The organism is Roseovarius arcticus (assembly GCF_006125015.1).
GTDB classification, from domain to species: Bacteria; Pseudomonadota; Alphaproteobacteria; order Rhodobacterales; family Rhodobacteraceae; genus Roseovarius; species Roseovarius arcticus.
The window spans coordinates 4,051,176-4,073,178 of sequence record NZ_SZZN01000001.1; the positions used below are offsets into that span (position 1 = coordinate 4,051,176).

Here is a 22,003-nt window from a genome sequence, read left to right on the forward strand (position 1 = left end):
GATTATTCAGCAGCCAACGCTGACACGGGATTGGGAATGTAGTTCAGGATTGGAGCGAGCCAGCGTTCCGCGTCAACGAAATCCATTCCCTTGCGGTTTGCGTAATCCTGCACCTGATCCCGCTCGACCTTGGCCACGCCGAAATAATAAGCGTCCGGATGGGCGATATAGAGCCCGGATACTGATGATCCCGGCCACATCGCCATACTTTCGGTCAGTTCCACGCCTGTCGCTGCCTCTGCGTCCAGAAGCCTGAACAGCGTCAGCTTTTCGGTGTGGTCGGGCTGGGCCGGATAACCGGGCGCGGGGCGGATGCCTTGATATGGCTCGCCGATTAACTCGTCCGGGGCGAACGTTTCGCCGGGTGCATATGGCCAAAGCTCGCGCCGGACGCGTTGATGCAACATTTCCGCCATCGCTTCGGCAAAACGGTCGGCCAACGCCTTGACCAAAATGGACGAGTAGCTGTCGTTTGCACGCTCAAAGTCTTTGGCGATCGTTGCCTCCTCTGGCCCTGCTGTCACCACAAAGCCGCCAACGTAATCGGCCGTGCCTTCGGGGGCGACGAAATCAGCTAAGGCCAGATTGGGCCGTCCGGGCCGCTTGGCGTGCTGCTGGCGCAGCGTGTGCAGCGTGGCCAGCTTGTCCGTGCGGTCGCCACCGGAAAATAGCTGAATGTCGTCGCCCACCGAATTGGCAGGCCAAAAGCCGACCACAGCGCGCGGGCCGAACCATTTTTCGTCGATGATCTGTTGCAGCATGGCTTGGGCGTCGGCGAACAGGGCGCGCGCCGCCTCTCCTTGGCGCTGGTCTTTGAGGATTTTTGGATATACGCCCTTCAACTCCCATGTGCGAAAGAACGGCGTCCAGTCGATGTAGCGGGCGATCTGGGCCAGATCCCAATCATCTATTACCCGTGATCCGGTGAAGGTAGGCGCCGGGACGCTATAGCCGGACCAGTCGATTTTCATCGCATTTGCCTGCGCAGTAGCAAGTGGCACACGCTCCTTCGCGCGTTCCGACCTCTCATGTCGCTCTGTCACGGTGACGTATTCGTCCCGAATGCCTTTAAGATAAGCAACTTTAGCGTCCGGGTTCAAAAGCTTGCTAACAACCCCGACGGCGCGGCTGGCATCAAGGACATAGACAGCCTGACTTTTGCTATAGCGCGGCGCGATCTTTACCGCCGTATGCACTTTGGATGTGGTCGCCCCGCCGATCAACAGGGGTATCTCAAAGCCTTCCCGCTCCATTTCGGAGGCCATATGCGCCATCTCGTCTAGGCTGGGCGTGATCAGGCCGGACAGCCCGATGATATCCACATTTTCCGCGCGCGCGGTTTCGAGGATTTTCTGTGGCGGGACCATGACGCCAAGGTCGATGATCTCATAATTGTTGCAGGCCAGCACGACGCCCACGATGTTCTTGCCGATATCATGTACGTCGCCTTTGACGGTCGCCATCAGGATTTTTCCGGCAGATTGGCGTCCCTCGCCGCCGTTCAGGCGCTTTTCTTCTTCCATGAACGGCAGCAGGATCGCGACAGCCTGCTTCATTACGCGTGCGGATTTCACCACCTGCGGAAGGAACATTTTGCCTGCGCCGAACAGATCGCCGACGACATTCATCCCTGCCATCAGCGGGCCCTCAATCACGTGCAAGGGGCGCTGGGCTGCCTGCCGCGCCTCTTCGGTATCGGCATCTATAAATTCGGTGATGCCGTTGACCAGCGCATGTTCCAGCCGCTTTTCCACAGACCATTCGCGCCACGCCAGATCGCGCACCTTTTCCTCGCGTGTGCCACCGCGAAAGCGTTCGGCGATCTCTAGCATCCGCTCAGTTGCGTCTTCGCGGCGGTTTAGCACGACGTCCTCGCACCTCTCGCGCAGATCGGGGTCAATCTGGTCGTAGACCACCAACTGGCCTGCGTTGACGATACCCATATCCATGCCCGCCTGAATGGCGTGGTAGAGGAAAACGGCGTGCATCGCCTCGCGCACACGCTCGTTCCCGCGAAAGGAAAACGACAGGTTTGATACCCCGCCCGAGACGTGGGCATGCGGCAGGTTTTTGCGGATCCAGCGGGTCGCCTCGATGAAATCGACGCCGTAATTGTTATGCTCCTCAATTCCTGTCGCTACGGCAAAGACGTTAGGGTCAAAGATGATATCCTCGGGTGGAAAGCCGACCTCGTCCACCAAAATGCGGTAGGCGCGGGCGCAGATTTCGGTCTTGCGCGCGCAGGTATCGGCCTGGCCTTGTTCGTCAAAGGCCATCACCACGACGGCCGCGCCATAGGCCAGGCACAGGCGCGCGTGGTGGCGAAAAGCGTCCTCGCCCTCTTTCATGCTGATGGAGTTCACGATGGATTTGCCCTGAACGCATTTCAGGCCCGCCTCGATCACCTCCCATTTTGAGCTGTCGATCATCACGGGCACGCGGGCGATATCAGGTTCGGAGGCAACGAGATTTAGAAAATCCACCATCGCGGCCTTTGAGTCAATCAGCCCCTCGTCCATGTTGATGTCGATGATTTGCGCGCCGTTTTCGACCTGATCCAACGCGACGGCCAAGGCAGCGGTGTAATCCCGATTGGTAATCAGTTTGCGGAATTTAGCCGAGCCGGTGACATTCGTACGCTCGCCCACGTTCACGAACGGGATGTCAGGGGTCAAAACAAACGGCTCGAGGCCCGAAAGGCGTAGATGGCGGGTCATGCTGCTTGCTCCAATAGAATTTGGCGCGGGGCAAACGGCGCTACCGCCTCCGCGATGGCGCGGATGTGATCGGGGGTGGTGCCGCAGCAGCCGCCCACCACGTTCACCAAGCCCTCCTTGGCGAATCCGGCTAGCTGGCGCGCCGTGTCGTCCGGTCCCTCATCATAGAGGCCAAAAGCATTGGGCAGGCCGGCGTTGGGGTAGGCGCAGGTAAACGTATTAACCACGCCTGCAAGCTCGGCCATATGCGGGCGCATCGCTGCCGCGCCCAACGCGCAATTCAGCCCGACAGTAAAGGGGCGTGCGTGCTTGATGGAATGCCAGAACGCGGTTGGCGTCTGGCCCGACAGCGTGCGACCCGACGCATCGGTGATGGTGCCAGAAATCATGATCGGCAGGCGTTGCCCGTGTTCCTCGAACGCCTCGAAACATGCAAATATCGCGGCCTTTGCGTTCAGCGTGTCAAAGATCGTCTCGATCATGATCACGTCTGCGCCGCCTGCAATCAGGCCGCGAATCTGCTGGCCATAGGCGGTGCGCAAATCGTCGAACGTGACCGCGCGATAGCCCGGATCGCTGACATCTGGGGAGAGTGATGCGGTCCGGTTCGTCGGCCCAACTGCACCGGCCACAAAGCGCTGTTTGCCATCGATCGCGGTGGCGCGGTCCAGCGCGCGGCGCACGATCCGCGCGCCTTGTTCATTCAGATCGTGCACCGCGGCCTGCAGCCCATAATCAGCTTGGGCAATGGTGGTCGCGGAGAATGTGTTAGTTTCAACAATGTCCGCGCCCGCGATGGCAAAGTCGAAATGGATTTCCTCCAGCGCCTCCGGTTGCGTCAGGATCAGCAGGTCGTTGTTGCCCTTTTGCGGGTGGTCGGTGTGGTGGCGGCACACATGGCCGGACCCGCGCCCGGCATAGTCTTCCTCGCCCAGCTTAAGACTCTGGATCTGCGTTCCCATTGCGCCATCCAGTATCAGGATCCTCTGCTGCGCCAGCGCGGCAAGGGTGTCGGCAATAGATCGGGGGGAGGCGGTCATGTGCGTTCCTAACGTTTCGGGCGAAACGCAAGGATATTTGGTTTGAGTGGTTTAGGCGAATTCATAATGTTCAGAATGATTATGAGGTTCACTTCATAGGTTGATTACCGATCGGCTGTGGGCCTTTCGATCAGAAGGCAGGTTTGCGCGGGATTGATGTCATAGCTCAAATCGGGACAGATCTTCGTTTTGCGCTATCGCGGCAAAGGTTCTGCTACACTTAGCCTGCGCTTTTCGCGAAGGACTGCAAGGCATGCCCGCGCCGCGATGTCGGGACTTCGGCGGCGACACCAGAGGCCCCATCAAGTTATTTCCCATCGTGGCAGCATACACCAACCAAAGGCTCAACCCTGATGTTGCGGGCCAACTCCCATGAACATTTCGCGAAGATTCACCGTTGACCGCTGTCCGACATCGTCAAAATGCTCGGCGAGCCAAGCTTGCGCCGTCTCGCGCCCCAAATCGCGCAAATGTGTCAGGAACGCCCATTCGGCATTCATCTTGGAGGATGCCCCAAAAGGGATCAGCGCGTCCTGATTGCCGATGATGTGGATGCGTTCGCGGCGGTACTGTGCCTCGTCCAGCTTACCTTCGTCGATCAGGCGAGCCACGAAATCGATTGCACGCAACTCCTTGAGCAGGCTGGAATTGAAGGCAATTTCATTTACACGGTTCTGGATTTCTTGCGGAGTGCGGGGGATACCCTTGCGCTCGACAGGGTTGATCTGGACAACGATTATATCGGACGTGTCGCTGCCGGAATGGAACGGGAAAAGCGCCGGGTTGCCAATATAGCCGCCATCCCAATAGGGCACGCCGTCGATCACAACCGCCTGATAGACGTTTGGAAGACAGGCCGAGGCCATCACCATATCGGAGGTGAGATGGCGGCTGTCGAAAACCTTGACCTTGCCTGTTTCGACATTGGTGGCGGAAATATACAGCTTTATCTTGTGGCAGCTTCGGACACAGGAAAAATCCACACAATCTTCGAGCACATCGCGCAGCGGATTCATGTTCATCGGGTTCAGCTGGTAGGGCGAAAAAATTCGCGACATTGCGTCCAGCGCGTGAAAGCCCCAGGACCGATCAAGACTCCAATTTCCCATCAACACGTCGATTGGTGCACGCTTGATCGGGCTGTTCTCTGCGGCGTCAGACATTGTGCGCCAAAACCCCTCCAGCTTTTCGCGCGCGCCGTCGGCACCACCTGCCGTATAGCCATCGGCCAGCGCCACGGCGTTCATTGCACCAGCCGAGGTGCCGGAAATGGCGTCAATCTCCAGTCGGCCATCTTCCAGAATAAAGTCCAGCACACCCCAAGTGAACGCACCGTGAGCACCGCCCCCTTGCAGCGCCAGATTGATGCGTTTGCGGTTCTTGGCTGGTTTGGGCGGTTTTGGGGTATTGCTTACAGCTTGCATGGTTAATCTCCAGAAGTGGGCCGGCTATCCATCGGCAATCTCCCGGCGGCGGGAGCCGTAGAATGGTATGAGAGCCCCCTCTCGCCCTTTTTCGAAGGGATGTTAAAGATCACCGCCGAAAGGTTAGAAAAGCCTGCGGCGTGCTCGCCCCATAGCTTTCATGGGGCCTCATTCAGGTGATGGCGCGACTGGTGCGCGTCAGGCGGTTTGCCCAGTTGCGGGCATGGCGGCGTAGACCTTCCCAAGGACGGCCCCAAAGATGATATGCAGCACCAGCGTCATGACCGGCGCCATCACTCCGAAATTCATGCCAAAGAAGCCCGCGCCCGCCATTGGCATGACCACGATCATCATGCCCAGCCACGCGGCAATGCCGAATACAATACCCTTCATAACGGCGCTGGTGCCCGGGATCATATCATAGAGCACGGCGAAACCACCGCCCCATGCCAGCGTTCCGATCATGAAATGGACGATCCAGCCCACAACAATCGAAGCACCCATCATCGTGGCGATCATCGCTGCCACATCAAGCTCGGGCATCACGCCCATCATGCCCTTGATCACCATCAGCACAGACAGCACAGCGGTTGCTGCGAAACCGGCCACAAAGCCATTCTTGAGATTTGTCATTTTGTTGGTCCTATAAAATCGCCGGAGGCATGTCAGCCTCTGGACTGTTTCCTGTTTTCAAACACGTCAAGGATGCTGTCGATCTGGGTGTCGACCGTTTTGTCCTCTACTCCCGCGCCTGCACAGCAACCTTCAGCCGTGATCAGGCTTCGCGTTATCCTCATCTGTTTCATGAACCGCGCACAGCCGTTGCACATCGACATATGCAGGCGAACCTGCAACCTCTTTGCAAGGCTCATCTCTCCGTCGAGAAAAGCATCAGCTTGTTCGGCAAGATCGCGGCAGGTCAGCATTATTTTCGTCCGTTGTCGTGCCTTATGACTAGAGGACTATTGTGACAGCATTTCGTTACAGAATTTTATGAAATAAATTTCGTGACTGCTAAATGCCGGAACATCAGCGTGCGATTTCGCCGACCGCGCGCCTCAGGGTATGGCGCGCGCGACGTAGCAGAATGCGCATATTGCCCTCGGTAATTTCGAGAATCTCGCAGACCTCATGTCCTTCCAGCGCCCTCGCGCAACAAAGGTGCTGTCAACATCGTCGTTAACCGAAGAATAAATCGACACATCGCGACCATCGCGCTTGGCACGGGTCCTGGCCCTGTTCGACAAGATCGTGAATACCCACCCCGCAAGGGAGCATTGCCTTTCAAACTCGCCACGCTCGCCTGCTATTAGCCCGCGGAAAATTGCGGCGTGGATCTGAACCTGCGCGGGCATTTGACGTGTACCCAATTGGTATCCACCAATACTAAACACCTTGTTACGCAATCTGCCGAGAGGTGGACACCGCCGTGATCGTCTTTGCGTCTGCCACAGAACTGAGGCTCAATTCATCTAAGTTTCGTTGATCGACCATCGCGCGCAGGCGCTGCCAGGTTCGGTGGTCACCCAATTGCTAGCTCACACGCCGCAGAAATTCCTTGGTGCGAGGATCGCTTGGTGCATCCAGGAGCTGTGCGGGGGGGCCTTCCTCGACGATGCGCCCGCCGTCCATAAAGAGGATGCGATCAGCTATCTCGCGCGCGAATTGCATTTCGTGGGTGACGATCAGCATGGTCTGGCGCGTCTCAGCCAGCTTGCGCATAAGGTCCAGAACCTCGCCTACCCATTCAGGATCTAGGGCGCTGGTCGGCTCGTCAAAGAGCAACAGTTCGGCATCCAGCGCCATGGCGCGCCCGATGCCTACACGCTGTTGTTGTCCGCCCGAAAGAGATGCGGGATACGCATCCGCGCGCGCCTCAAGCCCCGTTTCGCGCAGGATGCTGCTCGCGCGCGCGTCCGCGTCAGCGCGGCTCATACCCTTGACCGTCACCAGCGCCTCAGTGATGTTCTGGCGCGCAGTTTTGTTGGCAAAGAGGGCATAATTCTGAAAGACAAATCCAGTGCGCCGACGGAGGCCCAAGATGTCGGCCTTGGATGCGCGGGCGGCATCAACTGACAAATCACCAATGGCGATTGTCCCGCTATCGGGCTGGTCAAGAAAGTTCAGGCAGCGCAGCAGCGTGGACTTTCCGGTGCCAGAGGGGCCGATCACCACCACTCGCTCGCCCGGAGCAATGTCTAGCGATATGTCCAGAAGAACCGGCGTATCGCCAAAGCTCTTGTTGAGATGTTGAATTGAGATCATCGCGCATGTGCCTTGTTCAGGTATGTCTCAAGCCGCCGCTGACCCCACGATAGCGTCTCGACCATCGCCCAATAGATCGCGGCAACGACAAGAAATGCCTCGAAATAAAGAAAGCTGCCCGCCGCCTCTTTTTGCGCGGCGCCCATCAGTTCGGTCACGCCGAGCGTAAAGGCGAGCGACGTGCTTTTGACCATGTCGATAAAGTAGTTGATCAGTGTCGGTGCGGCCACGCGCGACGCCTGCGGCAGGATGATACGCCGCATCATTTGTGCCTGCGTCATGCCTACGGCGCGGCTCGCCTCCCACTGGGCACGGTCAACGCCCAAAATCGCAGCGCGAATGCTCTCGGCCATATAGGCCGAGAAATGCAGTGTGAGGCCCATGATCGTCGCCGTCACACCATTGATGGTGGTAAGAAAAGACAGCATTTGCGGCAGGCCGAAGTAGAACAGAAAAAGCTGCACAAGCAGCGGCGTGCCGCGAAAGAAGCTGATAAAAAGGCGCACGAAAATGTCGAGCACCGGCACCTTGGCTACCCGCTCAACCGCCATGAGCGCGGCAAGGATCAGCCCACAGGCCATCCCCACCACGGCCATGAACAGCGTTAGCGGCACGTAGCCTAAAAGCACGGGCAAAAGGTCCAGCATGTACTCAACGTCGAGCGCGCGCATCAGGTCATTCCGCCGTGGTTATGTCTGAGCCAAACCATTTCTGCGAAATCTTAGCCAGCGTTCCATTTTCCCTCAGCGTAGTAATCGCGGCATCAATCTGATCGCGCAGGGCGCGACCCTCGTCCGTATCGCGGAAAGGCAGCGCGTTGCGGATCTGGCTAAAGGGCTTGCCAGCTAATGCCAGCGGTAGAGGGCTTTCTTGGATCAGTTGAGCCGACGAAACGCGGTCCATGACAAACGCATCGACGCGTCCCAGCGCGGTATCCTGCGCGATGTTACTCTCGTAGGTCTTAATCTCGATCTCGCCTGCGTTAGGCAAACCATTCAGCAACTCTTCGAAGTTTGAGCCAAGGTTAACGGCGACGGTTTTGCCGCTGAGATCCTCGGTGGTTTGGATTGTTGCCTCATTGCCCTTCTTGACGACCACCTGCGCGCCGTCAAAGACATAGGGCTGTGAAAATGCGAATTTTGCCTCGCGTTCGGGCGTGATGGTGATCTGGTTGGCGACGGTATCGATACGGCCCGATTCCAGCGCACCAATCAGCCCGGAGAAGGACATGGTGACGAAATTTGCGTCATTTCCTGTCTCAGCGGCGAGCGCATTGATGAAGTCCACCTCAAAACCCTGAAGTTCGTCCAATTTGACGAAGGTGAAGGGGAAGTAGCCGCCTGACATGCCGACATTCCACGTCTCAGCCTGGGCAGCGCCCAACGGCACGGTAAGGGTCAGCGCCAGGGCTGCTGTTGCGAGTAGCTGTTTCATATCAGTCTCCAATCATTCGCTGCGGACTTAACACCTTGCCATGCACCTACAACGCGCCCGGGTGCGAAAGGTCCAACATGGGCAAAGTGGATTTGCCGGGCAGAATGTTGTTCTGGTATTGGCGGTTAGGGCAGAATAACGTTTGGGTGGCTCAAGGGCTTGATCGCAAATGTAAGTGACGGTCGAGAATGCGCCATGCCGTTGATGAGCTTGTTTTATGGCAACGACACAAAGAGGCATGAACGAGACGTGCCTCCGTGCGAAGTAGTCTCGCCGGAGCTTAGGCCGCAGTATCCTATGAAGTGGCGCCAAACTACCGAGGCGCTCAATCGAGCCACCTCTCAGCTTTCCCCGGGATCATTTTGCCGTCAGCTCCTGACGCAGATCGGCCACCGCGCCCGGCTCGACGGCACTTGCGGTATTGCCCCACGCACTGCGGACAAAGCTAGCGAGCGTCGCGACCTCGTCATCCGACAGACGATCTGCAAATCCGGGCATGCGCAGGCGCATAGGGCGCGTTTCGGTCGACGGCAGCTCGGCCCCTTGCAGGATCACTGTCATCAGGCCCGTCGCGCCCTTGGCCGTGACCAGAGAATTTCCATCAAGTTCGGGAAAGACCTCGTCGGCGCCGCGTCCGTTTACGAAATGACAGGCGTTGCAATTGTCGAGATAAAGGCGCGCGCCGAGGTCCATCTTGGGATCGGCAGATGCCAGCAGGCGCTCAGTCTCGGTGATCTCGTCGGATTGTGCTGGCGGGGTATCGGGCGCAGGGCCATCGGTGCCGATCTTGCGCAGATAAGCGACGACGGCGCCGATATCGTCATCGGTGAAGTGTTGCAGGGATTCGCCGACCACCAACTGCATCTCGCCAGTGACGCCGGTGTGGGCATTGCGACCGCTGCGTAGCCATTTGGTCAACTCTTCGGCGCTCCACATCTGCGGTGCGCTTTGCGGTCCGCGCAGATCGGGTGCCTGCCAGCCTGCGATCTCACCACCGCCGAGGAATGTGGCATCGCGCGCAGTGTATCCGTCCTGCACGAACAAGGCATTTCGCTGGGTGTGGCAAGCGCCGCAATGGCCCGGCCCCTCAACCAGATATGCGCCTCGATCCAACTGGGCGTCATCATATTCGCCGAAAAATCCGGGAGGCTCGTATGCCAGCCATTTCCACGCGCGAATGCCCCAACGCTGATCAAAGGGAAACGTCATTTCGGCCTCTCGCACGTCATTGGCGACGGGCGCTACATCGTCCATGAAGTAGGTGTAGAGCGCGCGTACATCCTTTTCGCTCAGCTTGCGATAATTCGCCGAGGGCATGGCAGGGTAGAGATGCGCGCCGTCTTTGCCGATCCCGTCGTAAAGCGCTGCGCGAAACTGATCGAGCGTGACATCTCCGATGCCTGTGCCGGAATCTGGCGTAATGTTGGACGAATAGATTGTGCCCATCGGACTTTCGATCGCGCGCCCGCCTGCGAAACGCTCGCCATCTTCAGCGGTATGACAGGCGGCGCAATCGCCCAGATACATGGCGTATTCAGCCTGTCCCTCAGGCACTACGTAGTCGTCTGCCAGCGCGGTTTGCGCCGGTGTGATCTGTACCGGGACAAAGATGAAAGCCACTAACGCAAGAATGCCAACAAGAACGAGCGCAGTGAGAATACGCAAAAAGATCATCACGGCATCATCTCCTCAAACCAGCGGACGGGGGTTAGGCAGGTAGTCCTTGCGGATCGCGTCGGCCGCCCAATATGCCAGCGCGCCGACGGCGCCAGTGGGGTTGTATTGGATGTTCTGCGGAAAGGCGCCCGCGCCCATGGCAAAGACGTTATGCGTGTCCCAGCATTGCAGATAGCGGTTCAGGACCGACGATTTTGGATCATCGCCCATGATCGTGCCGCCGACATTATGCGTGGTTTGGTAGGGCCGCACATCGTATTGCGCGCCCTCTTTCTTGTAGCCAGATGCCCAAGAGGTCGGGTTCATAGACTCCGCAATCGGCTCAATCTGGCGGCGCATGAACTGGGTCATGCGGATGTCATTATCTTTCCAGTCGAAGGTAAGTTGCATCAACGGGCGGCCATGCTGATCCTTGTAGGTTGGATCAAGGGCAAGATAGCAGTCACGGTAGGACATGTTAGAGCCGTGGCTGCCAATGGACATGGAGTGGCCATACCAGTCCTTGATCCCCGTTTTCCAGCCTGCGCCCCACTTTGGTACGTCGCCGGGCAGGCGCATCGATCGAATGGGCTGGCCGTTATATTGTGCTGCGCTGATATAACTGCCGCCGATAAACCCTTCGGCAGCAAAATCGATCTGATTGATCGCATAATCGTCGATGCAATAGCCGTTCGACCCCGCCCCGACAAAGGGATTAAAATTGATGTCCTCAAAGAAAAGCGACGTACCGCCGGTCATTTGATACGCGTAATTTTTGCCGGTCACGCCCTCACCAGTCGCTGGATCGTATGGCTCGCCCAGATCCGATAGCAACATCAGATGCACATTGTGCAATTGGTAGGCGGCAAGGATCACCAGATCGGCGGGCTGGAACACTTCCTCACCGGCCTCTTCGTCCCAATAGGTGACGCCGGTTGCGGTCTTGCCATCCTCGGATTTTTCGACCTTCAGCACCTCGCAATGGGTGCGATAGGAGAAGTTGTCGCGCCGTTTCAGCGCGTCCAGAATGCACGTTTGCGGCGAGGATTTAGAGTAGTTGAGGCACCCGAAGCGCTCGCAAAAGCCGCAGTAATTGCAGGGGCCCAGCTGCATCCCATATTCATTTACATAGGCTTCAGACGCGTTTGCGGCGGGGCGGGGAAAGGGGTGCAGCCCCATCTTTTCCGCGGCTTCCTTGAACATACGGCCGTTCAGGGTTTGGGCCAGCGGCGGCATCGGAAAATCGCGTGCGCGGGGTGCCTCGAACGGATTACCGCCTTCAATCACCTTGCCATTGATGTTGCCTGCCTGACCGGAAATACCGCACATATACTCGAAACGATCAAAGTATGGCTCCAGCTCCTCATAGGTGACGCCCCAGTCCTGAATGGTCATATCGTCCGGTATGATGTCTGCGCCGAACTCTTCCTCGACATATGATTTCAGGCGCAGCTCCTCTTTCATCGGGCGCCATGTATGACCGTTCCAATGGATGCCCGCGCCGCCCACGCCGTCGCCGGGCAAGAAAGAGCCGAGGTGCCGGTAGGGCAGGGCCGTCTCATCCGTATTGTGACGTACTGTCAGCGTCGAATTCTTGGGCTTTTGCATGAAGCCGTAGCGGACGCCGTATTTCAGCTCGTCCGCGACGTCAGGATATTGAAAGTCGGGCACCGTATCGCGATCGCCGCCGCGCTCAAGCGCCAGCACGTCCAAGCCTTCGCTGGTCAGCTCCATCCCCAGGATCGAGCCTGTCCAGCCCAACCCGACGATAACGACATCCCTGCGTTTTTCTTCTCTTGCCATGGTTCAAGCCCTCTCGCCAGCGATGGAAACCGGACCTAGCGGATAGGGCACGTTGTCCTTGGACGGGTCGGTCCATTCCAGAAAATTCGCCCGCGCACCGGGAAAACCGATATAGACCCACGCCGCCATACCGTGATTGCCACCATAGCGGGGATCGGCAAAGTACCCTTCTTTGGTGTTTTGCAGCAGCAAGTCGAAAAAATCGCGCAACTCGGGATCAAGCGGCACGTCGCCGCTATCAAGCGCCGTCAGCGCGGCGTCCTGATTGTCCGCATCTAGATCGACAAAAGCACCGCCAAGCTCGTTCTGGCACCAGGTGTCGAACGCTTTGATGCCGCCCCGATAGACTTCGGCGGGGGTCAGCGGTGATTGGTAGCCGAAATTTGGATTGGCGCCCGCGTCGTGCGGACCTTCCATGTACCAGGTCGCGGCCTGTCCGAACTCGCCCGCCATTTGCCGGTCGATAAAGACTGGCACACGCGCATCGATTGCGCCGGGGCCATCGCCGTCTGATGGGATCAATCGCGCCGTCGCGGCCATCACGAATGCCCACTCGGCATCTTCGAAATACTCAGCCTCGTACTTATCCAGCGGCACTGCTTGCTCTTGGGCGGTCAGGGGGCGTGCAAAAGTGGACAGTGCGGCGCCCGCCGCGCCGCCCTGCATGAATTGCCGCCTTGTGGCCTTGAAATCACGGGTGGACATTGCGAAGCTCTCCTCTGGCTCGGACGCGGGAACGCAACACTTTGAACTAGGCAAAATTCGCAGATTTAGCAAAGGCGGAATTGCTGTTGGCAAAGACCATACCCTACCTAAAGTTGTAGAGCCGCGTATTGGTTCCTTAAAATGTTAACGATCGTGAAGGAACCGTTCTGCCCCTTCGTAGAATAAGCGTAATGGATTTTCCCGGATCCCGTCGAGCATTATCAACCGCGCTTCTCTGAGTTCAGTCAAACGTCCGGTTTAACATGGTCCGCATTCGTACCTTCGTTGAAAGGTTCAGTGTCATTGAAATGCTGATCAGGGATCAAAACGCGCTCAGCATTGCCTGTCAAATCTTCGAATTGATCGTGGCGCAGCGCCCAGATGAACGCGCACAAGCCCACCATACCCATACCGATAGACAAGGGAATGAGGACCAAAAGGCTCATTCAGCAAATCTCCGGATGGATTTGTAGGCGTGCCAGGTTCCGTGACCCAGTACGGGAAAGACGATCGCCAACCCTAACAGTCCTGTCACGACGCTGAACGCCAACCCGCCTGCGACGATCGCCCCCCACGCCAGCGCCACCCGCAAGTTCTGGTTGGTCATCGCAAAGCTGAGGCCAAGAGAGGTCAGCGCGTCGCGGCGTTCGGCCATAATCATAGGTATAGAAAACAGACTGAGCGCAAAGGCAAACGCCGCGAAAAGCCCGCCGACAGCGCTTCCAACCAGGATCAGCATCCAGCCCCGTACGGTGGTGAGCACGTTAACGAACGCATCCTCAGCACCCGGAAACGGCGTAAGGCCGAAGAATAGCGCATACAGCAGGTCGGCAATGCGGATCCAGAACAGTACGAGTATCCCGAGCATCAGTCCGGCAAAGGCCAACTGACTGAACGGTACACGCCGCACCCATAGCATCCGCCACAAGCTGATCGTCTCGCCCTGCTCCAGCGCGCGGCTTTTCTCGTATAGGCCGATGGCAAAAAACGGCCCCACTATCAGAAACCCCGAAATCGTTGGCAGTGCAAGGTACAGAAGTCCCGCTGAATAGAGCCCCCAGAGAATGGCGTATGACAAAAGGACGAGGAAAACGCCGTAGGCTATGCTTGATGCGGGACCGGCGCGGAAGTCACTCCAGCCAGCCGATAGCCAGCCTAAGGCTGCGTTAGCGGGCAAGGACCGTCCAAGGGTAGACGCCGGTCTATCAGGGGCGCGGAGCGTTGGGAGAGGTTCCAGCATATCAGACCTTTCAACAGGCGGGTTTTGCAGCGTTGGCTTGTGCGGACAACGTGCAATCAGGCTGCGAACGTACGGCGACCGTGATCAGATGCGCGTTAGCGGCAATGAATATGCCCGTTGCCACAAGCGCGCCTGTGATGGCCAATCTGCGTTGTGTCGTGCCGCTCATTTTTGACCCTCCACTGCGCGCTGGGGCAGGTTCGCGACATAAAGGGCAAGCAAGTTTATCTCGGCGGTCGTCAGGCGGCCTGACCATGCAGGCATCACGCCTTGCCGTCCGTTGCGTAGCGTGGCTGATACGCTCGCGCGATCCTGACCATAGATGACTGCGTGATCGATCAGCGATGGCGCCCCATTCATCATTCCGCCGCCGCCATTTTCGGCGTGGCACGAGCTGCAGTTATCGGCAAAGAGGGTCGCGCCCGCTCCATCAGGGTCTGCCGTGCCCTGAGGCATCGCGGTGACATAATCTGTCAGCGCGATACGCTCGCCACGCTCCAGATAGTCAAAGGCGGGCATCTGCGCAAAACGGGCGTCTTCATTGAGGCTGTTTATACCAACATGCAAAGTTTCCGCTATCGTTTCCGGGTCGCCGCCCCATAGCCAGTAATTATCGTTCAGTGCCGGAAAATTGGGTCCACCGCCCCCGTCGCTACCGTGACAAGCCGCGCAATTGTCCTGAAACAGGCGATCTGCGGCGACCATGGCCGGTAGCATCAACGTATCGTCAGCCTGTAGCGTTGCGAAGTCGCCTGTTTCGAATTTTGCTAACCAATTGTTGCGATCCGCGCTGATGGCCTGATACCGCTCAACGGCCATTTCGCCCTGATCCAGACCCAGCAGACCGCGCGTGTAATTTTGCCCTGTCGGCCAAGCGGGCAGCAGTACCCAGGCGATGATCGAATAGACGACGGTTAAAGCCAGCGCCCAGAGCGCGATCTTGGGAAAGGGGGTGTTCAACTCGCGGATGCCGTTCCAGTCATGTCCGGTCGTGTCGTATCCGGTGACGGGATCGACCTCGCGGTGGCCTGTGTGCGGATCAATTTCTTCGTCGTCCTGCGGATTGAGGCGTGGATCATCTGTCATTTGCGATCCTCCCCGGCCTGATCTGGCAGGATAGAGTTTGCCATCCTCTCTTGTTCGGCGCGGCGCTTGGGATTGTAGGCGCGGATTGCGACAATCAGCAAAAAGCCCATCATCCAGATCGGGCCAAAGATCTTGGCGATGAGGACGAATGTTTCGTGGCTCATTGCGCACCCCCTGGCAAAAGGCCGTAGGCCGCGTTGGTCAGCGTGCCAAGCGATTGAAGATAGGCTACGACCGCATCCATTTCTGTCAGTTGTGAGGGGTTGCCGTCAAAAGCACGCACCGCAACACCCTCGCCATATCTTTCGCGAACCGCATCACCTGCGTCGGTTTCGGGCTGGCTTTGCCCAATGGCATCGGCGATCGCCGCCTCGACCATCTCGGGGCCATATGGCACGCCCAGTCGCGCCAATGTTGCCAATTGATCGCTCAGAAGTTCGGTGTCGAGCGCCCGCGTTAGCCAAGGATAAGCTGGCATGATCGAGGCGGGCACAACGCTACGCGGATCGATCAGGTGCTGACTGTGCCAATCGTCAGAATACTTCTCTCCCAAACGCGCCAGATCGGGCCCCGTCCGTTTGGAGCCCCAGAGCATCGGATGATCATACGCGCTCTCGGCGGCCAGTGAGTAGGGGCCGTAACGGTCCAGCTCATCCGCGAGGCTACGCACCATCTGGCTGTGGCAGGCATAGCATCCCTCGCGAATATAGATTTCGCGCCCGGCCAGCTCCAGTGGGGTATGCGGGCGCATATCATCGGGAATCTCTACTGTTTCGTCGATGGTAAAGAGCGGCGCGATTTCGACAATACCCCCTATAGATGCGGCGACAATGATGCCGACCACCAGGCCCATCGACATCTTTTCCAGATTGTAATGAAGTCTCAGCATATTTTCTTACTCCGCCGGCAGCGGTCTGAGGGGCACATCGCGCGGCTCTAGCATGTCGGTCGCAGTGCGGAACGTTGCACGGCAATTCAGCGCGCAAATCACTGCACCTGTCAGGAACATCCCGCCACCGATGGTACGGATCAAATAATAGGGCGCCATCGCCTGCACGGATTCGACAAAGCTATAGGACAGCGCGCCGTTCTCATCATAGGCACGCCACATCAGGCCTTGGGTGATACCAGCGTTCCACATCGCAACGACGTAGACGAGGGTGCCACCGACAGCGAGCCAGAAGTGCCACTCAATCGCACGCGGCCACGCCATAGTTTCGCGCCCCGATAACTGGGGGACCATGGTGTAGATCGCACCGAAAATGATCATCGCAACCCAGCCCAGCGTGCCGGAATGCACATGGCCCACCGTCCAATCAGTGTAGTGGCTCAGCGAATTCACGGGCCGGATCGCCAGAAACGAGCCCTCAAAGGTAGACAGCCCGTAGAAAACCGCCGCCACGAACATAAATCGAAGCGTCGCATCATCGCGCACCTTGTGCCACGCGCCGTTAAGCGTCGCGATGGCGTTGCCCGCAGACGCCCAGGATGGCACCAGCAACATCACCGAAAATGTCATGCCGAGGGTTTGCACCCAGTAGGGCAGGGCAGTGTAGTGAAGATGGTGCGAGCCCACCCAGATGTAGAAAAACACGATCCCCCAGAAGCTGAGGATAGACAGCCGATAAGACCAGATGGGGCGACCCGATCTGACGGGCAGATAATAGTAGAGCATCCCCAGAAAGCCCGAAGTCAAGAAGAACGCGACGGCGTTGTGCCCGTACCACCACTGAATCATAGCATCTTGAACGCCGGCCCAAATGGTAAAGCTGTCTGCCGCATTCCAGCGCACCGGTATCGCGAGATTGTTGACGATATGCAGCATCGCCACGACCAAGATGAACGCCAGATAATACCAATTCGCAACGTAGATGTGCGCCTCGTGCCGCCGGGCGAGTGTGCGGATATAGACGACGAAATAGACGACCCAAACGATGACCAGCCACAGATCGGCATACCATTCAGCCTCGGCGTATTCCTTGGACTGAGTGCTGCCCATCAAATAGCCGCTGACCGCCCACAGACAGAACAGGTTAAAACCTATGATCACAAACCACGGGCTGATCGCATCTGCCATCCGGGTCCGGGCGGTGCGTTGAAGCACGTAAAACGACGTCGCGATCAGGGCATTGCCGCCAAATCCAAAAATGATTCCGGTCGTATGGACGGGCCGCAACCGTCCGAAGCTGGTCCATGGCAGCGCAGGCGTAGCTTCGGGCCAATAAAGTAGCGCGGAGACCCAAACGCCAACCGCCATCGCGAAGATTGCCCAGATCAGCGTCATCACGATACCAAAACGCGTCGGTCCGTCAAAATAGCGGTCATGCCGCTCTGCGCCCGGCGCGGCGTCATAGAACGAGCCGCCGACACGAAAAATCAGAAACATCCCCAGTATCATCGCCATCGCGCCATGCACTGCCATGACCCCGCCCCCGGCAGACGCCGCCATGAGGAAGCCCAAGATCGCCAGCGCAATCGATAGGGTAAAAGCGACCTGACGTTCGGCGCTACTAAGTGTTCCGGCTGCCGTCATTATGCTGCCCCTTTAAGGCGCGCCGATGGCGCAAGTGCAATGTCGGCCAAGGTCGACCGATCAAAATCGGCAAAGAAGGCAGCTTCGGCAGAGCGCAGCCGTGCCTTGAGCCTGCAGTGCCCGTCTATTGTGCATTGGCCGCCATCGGCGGAGAAGCATTCAACTAGCACCTGTCCCTCTTCGAGAATGCGCGCCACCTGCCCAAGGCTGATCTCGGAAGGATCGCGCGCCAGCGTCGCACCGCCACCGCTTCCCCGACGGGTCACTACGATTCCGCCCGCGGCCAGTTTCTGCATGATTTTGGCAAGGTGATGACGCGACAGGTCAAATTCATCCGCCAGTTCTGCCGTCGAAAATCCGCGCTCAGGCGCACTGGCCATTCGCATCAGCATCCGAAATCCAAAATCCGTGAAGGAGGTAAAACGCATCCACCACTCCCCATTTAATTGGTATTTTTTTTGCACATTAACATGGGATTGCGCGCATGCAAACTGAAACTGGTCATAAACTATGCTCGTTTCTGTTGCTTAGAGCGACCGTTTGGGGTGTTTGAGCTAACGTCTGGATCACTGGACGGATCGGTACTAGCCTAACCGCAGATGCTAACCAAGAGGAGCGCGCCGACGTGACGGACTTGATCGCAAAGGACTGGTTCAAAGCGCGCCAGCTGGATGACGGCATCACGCACATCCACGAAATTCACGTCGCCAATTGGCTGCGCTGCAACATCTGGCATGTCAAAGGACGGGACCGTGATCTGATCATTGACACTGGCATGGGCCTGCGCCCGATGATCAAAGAGATCGCGCAATTATCAGAACGCCCTATCACCGCGATCATGACCCACAGCCATTTTGATCATGCGGGCGGTATGCATGAGTTCGCAGACCGCTGCGGCCATGCCAACGAGGCACAGATTATCGCAGCTCCTACAGCAACAAACACAGTGGCCGATAGTGGTTATGTGCGGGCAGAAACCTTTGCCATGCTGCCGTGGAAGGGGTTTTCGCATGAGACATATGAGGTGAAACCGGCCCCTCTGACGCAACTGTTGGATGAAGGCGATATCGTCGATTTGGGCGACCGGATATTTCACGTATTTCACCTGCCTGGGCATTCGCCCGGATCTATCGCGCTGTATGAAAAGGCGACCGGCATCCTCTTCAGTGGTGACGTGATCTATGACGGCGCCCTCATTGACGATCTCTATCATTCCGAAGCTGAGGTTCTATCGCAGTCTCATGCCCGCTTGCGCGAACTCCCTATAAGCACAGTGCATGCGGGGCATTTCGCCTCGTTCGGACAGGCTCGCATGCACGCGCTACTTGATGAATACGCAAGCGGCGGGCTGCGCGTTGGCGATCCCGAAACGTGGATTGCGGGTAAAATGACAGGGGGCGCGGGAGGAGGTTCAGGTGATTGAGGCCTCGCAAGAGTGGTTATAGCGGTCGGTAGACTGGCGGGGATCAGGCTGGCCATTTGATCGAAACGGCTGGCGCAAATGCGCGGCCTCTTCAGGTTGAACAGGTCAAGTTTGCTCGACCTTCTTTAGCCTCTAGGCGCGGACGGTCCGGCTTGTATGTCGCGAAGCCCAGATCAAACCGACCTTTCAGCACGCCGACCAGGGATAAGGCAGCAATGCGAAGCGTCTTACGAGGGCAATGGCCACCTCTTCCAGCGGGATCATCTCGAAGGACGGCCTCAAGCAACGTCGTCTCCTTGCCTGTTCCCCGGCCAAAACCGCTTCGCCGGCGGGGGGCCAGGTCCAAGATATTGGCTTGCCGCGAGATCAGCGGTCGGCCGAGATCATGAGGACGAAAGTGGCATCGGCCAAATGTGCACGGACGTCCTTGGCCCCGGCTGGGCACTTCGGCGCACCGCGCATCTGGCAGCGGTTGACTGCATTGGATTCGCGCTATTCGATTTCGTGCAGGACAAACTACAATTCTGCCAGCACAGCACGTTTCACTTCGCTATTCAGTATCCCGACCTAGGAAGGCCAGCTGGCCAAGCTTGTCGCGGCAGGTTGCAAGCAGCGGACGCACGTGCGGGAGCAAATTCCCAAGATAAACCCCACCGGATGGTCCAAGTCGCAGATCCCGTTGGCATTGTATTCGAGCTTAGTAGCCATAGCTACAGACTGACCTATTCGGCTGGTGCCTACAGCTGAGCCCACAATTTCGCAGTGCAGACCGCAGCATGTGGCGGAACGTGGCACCTCAAAAAATCGGACCAGACAGTAAGTCTGTTCCAGAAAAAGGACTCCCGTTCATGACCCAATCGAAAACACAAAACCGCCAATTCGTGCTGGCCGAACGTCCCAAGGGCGAACCCAACGAAAACACTCTGCGCCTTGAGACCGGCGAACTGCCCGAGCCGGGCAAAGGCCAAATGCTGCTGCGGAACGAGTATCTTTCTCTTGACCCCTATATGCGCGGCCGGATGAGCGACGCACCCTCCTACGCCGCGCCGGTCCAGATCGGCGATGTGATGGTAGGCGGCACAGTAGCGCAGGTTGTGACTTCGGACGTGGACGGCTTTGAGCAGGGCGACTGGGTTGTCGCCTTTGGCGGCTGGCAGGATTACGCGCTGTCGGACGGCACCGGTGTTATCAACATGGGCAAACAGCCCCAGAACCCTTCTTGGGCGCTGGGCGTTTTAGGAATGCCGGGGCTTACCGCTTGGGCGGGCCTGACACAAATTGGCCAGCCGAAATCTGGTGAAACACTGGTCGTTGCAGGCGCCAGTGGCCCGGTCGGCGCGACAGTGGGGCAGATCGGCAAGATCCTAGGCCTGCGGGTGGTTGGCATCGCTGGCGGGGCCGAAAAATGCGCTCATGTCGTCGATACTTTGGGCTTTGACGCCTGCGTAGACTACAAAGCTGACGGCTTTGCCAAGGCGCTGAAATCTGCCGTTGCGGATGGTATTGATATCTACTTTGAGAACGTCGGCGGTGCGGTTTTTGACGCGGTCATGCCCTTGCTTAACACCTCCGCCCGGATCCCTGTCTGTGGCCTGATTTCGCAGTACAATGCCACATCGCTGCCGGATGGCCCGGACCGTTTGAGCCTACTGATGGGCACAATCCTGCGCAAACGGATGACCATGCGCGGCTTCATCGTATTTGATGATTTTGGCCATCTCTACCCTGAGTTTTCCAGGCAGATGGGCGACTGGGTGACGCAAGGAAAGATCCAGTATCGCGAGGAAATGATCGACGGCTTGGAACAGGCGCCTGCGGCGTTTGTTGGGCTGCTGAAGGGCGAAGCTTTTGGCAAACGCGTCATCAAGCTGAGCGCCTGAAATAAAAAGAACAAAAAGGTAATAAACGAATGAATATTCTTATGGTTCTGACGTCGCACGACAAGCTGGGCGACACTGGCAACAAAACCGGATTCTGGCTCGAAGAGTTTGCGGCGCCCTACTACGTGTTCAAGGATGCCGGGGCAAACGTCACGCTGGCGTCGCCCAAGGGTGGTCAGCCACCGCTTGATCCATCCAGCGACACGGATGATGCCCAGACCGACGACACCAAGCGCTTTAAGGGCGATGATGCCGCGCAGAAGGATTTGGCAAATACCAAGGTTCTGTCCACTGTTTCTGCTGACGGGTTCGATGCGATATTCTATCCCGGCGGTCATGGCCCCCTTTGGGACCTCGCAGAAGATGGCGACAGCAAAAAGCTGATCGAGAGCTTCGCGGCCAGTGACCGCCCCATCGGCGCAGTCTGTCATGCGCCTGCTGTGTTCAAACACCCCAAAGGCGCAGACGGCCAGCCGCTGGTGTCCGGCAAGACGGTGACCGGCTTTACCAACACCGAAGAAGAAGGCGTCGGCCTGACAGACGTAGTGCCGTTCTTGGTTGAGGACATGCTGAAGGCGAATGGCGGTGACTATAAGAAGGGCGACGATTGGGCATCGTTCGTAGTGACTGACGGCAAGCTGGTGACAGGCCAGAATCCGGCATCCTCCGCAGAGGCTGCGCGCAAGCTGCTAGCGTTGCTTTGAAATCACGGGTCCGGGGTCGCCTATATCTGGCGACCCCGGACCCCGCGAAAGGATAGGAACATTAGCGTTGAGTGATTTTTCTGATCACTGCAA

General features: G+C 57.9%; 22 protein-coding genes and 1 pseudogene. 4 read left to right on the plus strand and 19 right to left on the minus strand.

The annotated features are described in order from the left end of the window. Window positions 1-2: 2 nt before the first annotated feature. From metH to MK6180000_RS19470, 19 genes are all read right to left on the minus strand, one after another. Window positions 3-2,717 carry a methionine synthase gene (gene metH, locus MK6180000_RS19385; protein WP_138936228.1) on the minus strand — a complete coding sequence of 905 codons (2,715 nt, stop codon included), beginning with the start codon at window positions 2,715-2,717 and terminating at the stop codon, window positions 3-5. After that, window positions 2,714-3,757 (minus strand): homocysteine S-methyltransferase family protein, encoded by a 1,044-nt coding sequence (locus MK6180000_RS19390; RefSeq protein WP_138936229.1) that lies wholly within the window; start codon window positions 3,755-3,757, stop codon window positions 2,714-2,716. The genes metH and MK6180000_RS19390 overlap by 4 nt, the downstream gene beginning before the upstream one ends. Before the next feature lie 344 nt (window positions 3,758-4,101). Then, entirely contained in the window at window positions 4,102-5,181 is a 1,080-nt protein-coding gene (locus tag MK6180000_RS19395; protein WP_138936230.1) for a patatin-like phospholipase family protein, read from the minus strand. Between the two features lie 198 nt (window positions 5,182-5,379). Further along, window positions 5,380-5,814 carry a DUF6789 family protein gene (locus MK6180000_RS19400; protein ID WP_138936231.1) on the minus strand — a complete coding sequence of 145 codons (435 nt, stop codon included), beginning with the start codon at window positions 5,812-5,814 and terminating at the stop codon, window positions 5,380-5,382. 32 nt (window positions 5,815-5,846) lie between these two features. Next, a complete protein-coding gene (locus MK6180000_RS19405) occupies window positions 5,847-6,107 on the minus strand; it encodes an anti-sigma factor family protein (RefSeq protein ID WP_138936232.1) in 261 nt (86 codons plus the stop codon). Between the two features lie 607 nt (window positions 6,108-6,714). Continuing rightward, window positions 6,715-7,446: an amino acid ABC transporter ATP-binding protein gene (locus MK6180000_RS19410; protein ID WP_138936233.1), complete on the minus strand. Its 732-nt coding sequence runs from the start codon at window positions 7,444-7,446 to the stop codon at window positions 6,715-6,717. Further along, on the minus strand, window positions 7,443-8,117 hold the full coding sequence (locus tag MK6180000_RS19415) for an amino acid ABC transporter permease (RefSeq protein WP_138936234.1): 675 nt from the start codon (window positions 8,115-8,117) through the stop codon (window positions 7,443-7,445). The genes MK6180000_RS19410 and MK6180000_RS19415 overlap by 4 nt, the downstream gene beginning before the upstream one ends. A gap of 4 nt (window positions 8,118-8,121) precedes the next feature. Continuing rightward, window positions 8,122-8,880 (minus strand): amino acid ABC transporter substrate-binding protein, encoded by a 759-nt coding sequence (locus tag MK6180000_RS19420; RefSeq protein ID WP_138936235.1) that lies wholly within the window; start codon window positions 8,878-8,880, stop codon window positions 8,122-8,124. 357 nt (window positions 8,881-9,237) lie between these two features. Further along, a complete protein-coding gene (locus MK6180000_RS19425) occupies window positions 9,238-10,554 on the minus strand; it encodes a cytochrome c (RefSeq protein WP_246040631.1) in 1,317 nt (438 codons plus the stop codon). A 15-nt stretch (window positions 10,555-10,569) separates the two neighbouring features. After that, window positions 10,570-12,339 (minus strand): GMC family oxidoreductase, encoded by a 1,770-nt coding sequence (locus MK6180000_RS19430; RefSeq protein WP_138936237.1) that lies wholly within the window; start codon window positions 12,337-12,339, stop codon window positions 10,570-10,572. Between the two features lie 3 nt (window positions 12,340-12,342). Further along, on the minus strand, window positions 12,343-13,044 hold the full coding sequence (locus MK6180000_RS19435; protein WP_138936238.1) for a gluconate 2-dehydrogenase subunit 3 family protein: 702 nt from the start codon (window positions 13,042-13,044) through the stop codon (window positions 12,343-12,345). Window positions 13,045-13,289: 245 nt separating this feature from the next. Beyond that, the gene (gene ccoS, locus MK6180000_RS19440; RefSeq protein ID WP_138936239.1) at window positions 13,290-13,490 is read right to left on the minus strand and encodes a cbb3-type cytochrome oxidase assembly protein CcoS; all 201 of its coding nucleotides are present in this window, start codon (window positions 13,488-13,490) and stop codon (window positions 13,290-13,292) included. Next, window positions 13,487-14,221, minus strand: coding sequence for a DUF2189 domain-containing protein (locus MK6180000_RS19445; RefSeq protein WP_246040581.1), 735 nt, complete (start codon window positions 14,219-14,221; stop codon window positions 13,487-13,489). Before MK6180000_RS19445 ends, ccoS begins: the two co-directional genes overlap by 4 nt. A 73-nt stretch (window positions 14,222-14,294) precedes the next feature. After that, window positions 14,295-14,453 carry a hypothetical protein gene (locus tag MK6180000_RS20455; protein ID WP_171054699.1) on the minus strand — a complete coding sequence of 53 codons (159 nt, stop codon included), beginning with the start codon at window positions 14,451-14,453 and terminating at the stop codon, window positions 14,295-14,297. Then, on the minus strand, window positions 14,450-15,370 hold the full coding sequence (ccoP, locus tag MK6180000_RS19450; RefSeq protein WP_138936241.1) for a cytochrome-c oxidase, cbb3-type subunit III: 921 nt from the start codon (window positions 15,368-15,370) through the stop codon (window positions 14,450-14,452). Before ccoP ends, MK6180000_RS20455 begins: the two co-directional genes overlap by 4 nt. Beyond that, window positions 15,367-15,534 (minus strand): cbb3-type cytochrome oxidase subunit 3, encoded by a 168-nt coding sequence (locus MK6180000_RS19455; protein WP_138936242.1) that lies wholly within the window; start codon window positions 15,532-15,534, stop codon window positions 15,367-15,369. Before MK6180000_RS19455 ends, ccoP begins: the two co-directional genes overlap by 4 nt. Continuing rightward, window positions 15,531-16,259 carry a cytochrome-c oxidase, cbb3-type subunit II gene (gene ccoO, locus MK6180000_RS19460; protein WP_138936243.1) on the minus strand — a complete coding sequence of 243 codons (729 nt, stop codon included), beginning with the start codon at window positions 16,257-16,259 and terminating at the stop codon, window positions 15,531-15,533. Before ccoO ends, MK6180000_RS19455 begins: the two co-directional genes overlap by 4 nt. Window positions 16,260-16,265: 6 nt before the next feature. Continuing rightward, window positions 16,266-17,903 carry a cytochrome-c oxidase, cbb3-type subunit I gene (gene ccoN / locus MK6180000_RS19465; protein ID WP_138936244.1) on the minus strand — a complete coding sequence of 546 codons (1,638 nt, stop codon included), beginning with the start codon at window positions 17,901-17,903 and terminating at the stop codon, window positions 16,266-16,268. Beyond that, window positions 17,903-18,331 (minus strand): RrF2 family transcriptional regulator, encoded by a 429-nt coding sequence (locus MK6180000_RS19470; RefSeq protein WP_138936245.1) that lies wholly within the window; start codon window positions 18,329-18,331, stop codon window positions 17,903-17,905. The genes ccoN and MK6180000_RS19470 overlap by 1 nt, the downstream gene beginning before the upstream one ends. A 197-nt stretch (window positions 18,332-18,528) precedes the next feature. On the opposite strand from MK6180000_RS19470, the gene MK6180000_RS19475 reads away from it, so the two are divergent. From MK6180000_RS19475 to MK6180000_RS19485, 4 genes and pseudogenes are all read left to right on the plus strand, one after another. Then, window positions 18,529-19,326, plus strand: a complete 798-nt coding sequence (locus tag MK6180000_RS19475; protein WP_138936246.1) for an MBL fold metallo-hydrolase — start codon at window positions 18,529-18,531, stop codon at window positions 19,324-19,326. Between the two features lie 387 nt (window positions 19,327-19,713). Next, a pseudogene (locus MK6180000_RS20790) lies at window positions 19,714-20,073 on the plus strand (VOC family protein); the annotation flags it as partial. 101 nt (window positions 20,074-20,174) lie between these two features. Next, complete coding sequence (locus tag MK6180000_RS19480; RefSeq protein ID WP_138936247.1) at window positions 20,175-21,206, plus strand: NADP-dependent oxidoreductase; 1,032 nt, start codon at window positions 20,175-20,177, stop codon at window positions 21,204-21,206. 29 nt (window positions 21,207-21,235) lie between these two features. Then, a complete protein-coding gene (locus MK6180000_RS19485) occupies window positions 21,236-21,910 on the plus strand; it encodes a type 1 glutamine amidotransferase domain-containing protein (protein WP_138936248.1) in 675 nt (224 codons plus the stop codon). The last annotated feature ends 93 nt before the right edge of the window (window positions 21,911-22,003 follow it).

Coding starts and splice junctions, on each gene's coding strand:
- metH (WP_138936228.1), bottom strand. CDS start 2,717: ATGACCCGCCATCTACGCCTTTCGGGCCTCGAGCCGTTTGTTTTGACC.
- MK6180000_RS19390 (WP_138936229.1), bottom strand. CDS start 3,757: ATGACCGCCTCCCCCCGATCTATTGCCGACACCCTTGCCGCGCTGGCG.
- MK6180000_RS19395 (WP_138936230.1), bottom strand. CDS start 5,181: ATGCAAGCTGTAAGCAATACCCCAAAACCGCCCAAACCAGCCAAGAAC.
- MK6180000_RS19400 (WP_138936231.1), bottom strand. CDS start 5,814: ATGACAAATCTCAAGAATGGCTTTGTGGCCGGTTTCGCAGCAACCGCT.
- MK6180000_RS19405 (WP_138936232.1), bottom strand. CDS start 6,107: ATGCTGACCTGCCGCGATCTTGCCGAACAAGCTGATGCTTTTCTCGAC.
- MK6180000_RS19410 (WP_138936233.1), bottom strand. CDS start 7,446: ATGATCTCAATTCAACATCTCAACAAGAGCTTTGGCGATACGCCGGTT.
- MK6180000_RS19415 (WP_138936234.1), bottom strand. CDS start 8,117: ATGCGCGCGCTCGACGTTGAGTACATGCTGGACCTTTTGCCCGTGCTT.
- MK6180000_RS19420 (WP_138936235.1), bottom strand. CDS start 8,880: ATGAAACAGCTACTCGCAACAGCAGCCCTGGCGCTGACCCTTACCGTG.
- MK6180000_RS19425 (WP_246040631.1), bottom strand. CDS start 10,554: ATGATCTTTTTGCGTATTCTCACTGCGCTCGTTCTTGTTGGCATTCTT.
- MK6180000_RS19430 (WP_138936237.1), bottom strand. CDS start 12,339: ATGGCAAGAGAAGAAAAACGCAGGGATGTCGTTATCGTCGGGTTGGGC.
- MK6180000_RS19435 (WP_138936238.1), bottom strand. CDS start 13,044: ATGTCCACCCGTGATTTCAAGGCCACAAGGCGGCAATTCATGCAGGGC.
- ccoS (WP_138936239.1), bottom strand. CDS start 13,490: ATGAGCCTTTTGGTCCTCATTCCCTTGTCTATCGGTATGGGTATGGTG.
- MK6180000_RS20455 (WP_171054699.1), bottom strand. CDS start 14,453: ATGAGCGGCACGACACAACGCAGATTGGCCATCACAGGCGCGCTTGTG.
- ccoP (WP_138936241.1), bottom strand. CDS start 15,370: ATGACAGATGATCCACGCCTCAATCCGCAGGACGACGAAGAAATTGAT.
- MK6180000_RS19455 (WP_138936242.1), bottom strand. CDS start 15,534: ATGAGCCACGAAACATTCGTCCTCATCGCCAAGATCTTTGGCCCGATC.
- ccoO (WP_138936243.1), bottom strand. CDS start 16,259: ATGCTGAGACTTCATTACAATCTGGAAAAGATGTCGATGGGCCTGGTG.
- ccoN (WP_138936244.1), bottom strand. CDS start 17,903: ATGACGGCAGCCGGAACACTTAGTAGCGCCGAACGTCAGGTCGCTTTT.
- MK6180000_RS19470 (WP_138936245.1), bottom strand. CDS start 18,331: ATGCGTTTTACCTCCTTCACGGATTTTGGATTTCGGATGCTGATGCGA.
- MK6180000_RS19480 (WP_138936247.1), top strand. CDS start 20,175: ATGACCCAATCGAAAACACAAAACCGCCAATTCGTGCTGGCCGAACGT.
- MK6180000_RS19485 (WP_138936248.1), top strand. CDS start 21,236: ATGAATATTCTTATGGTTCTGACGTCGCACGACAAGCTGGGCGACACT.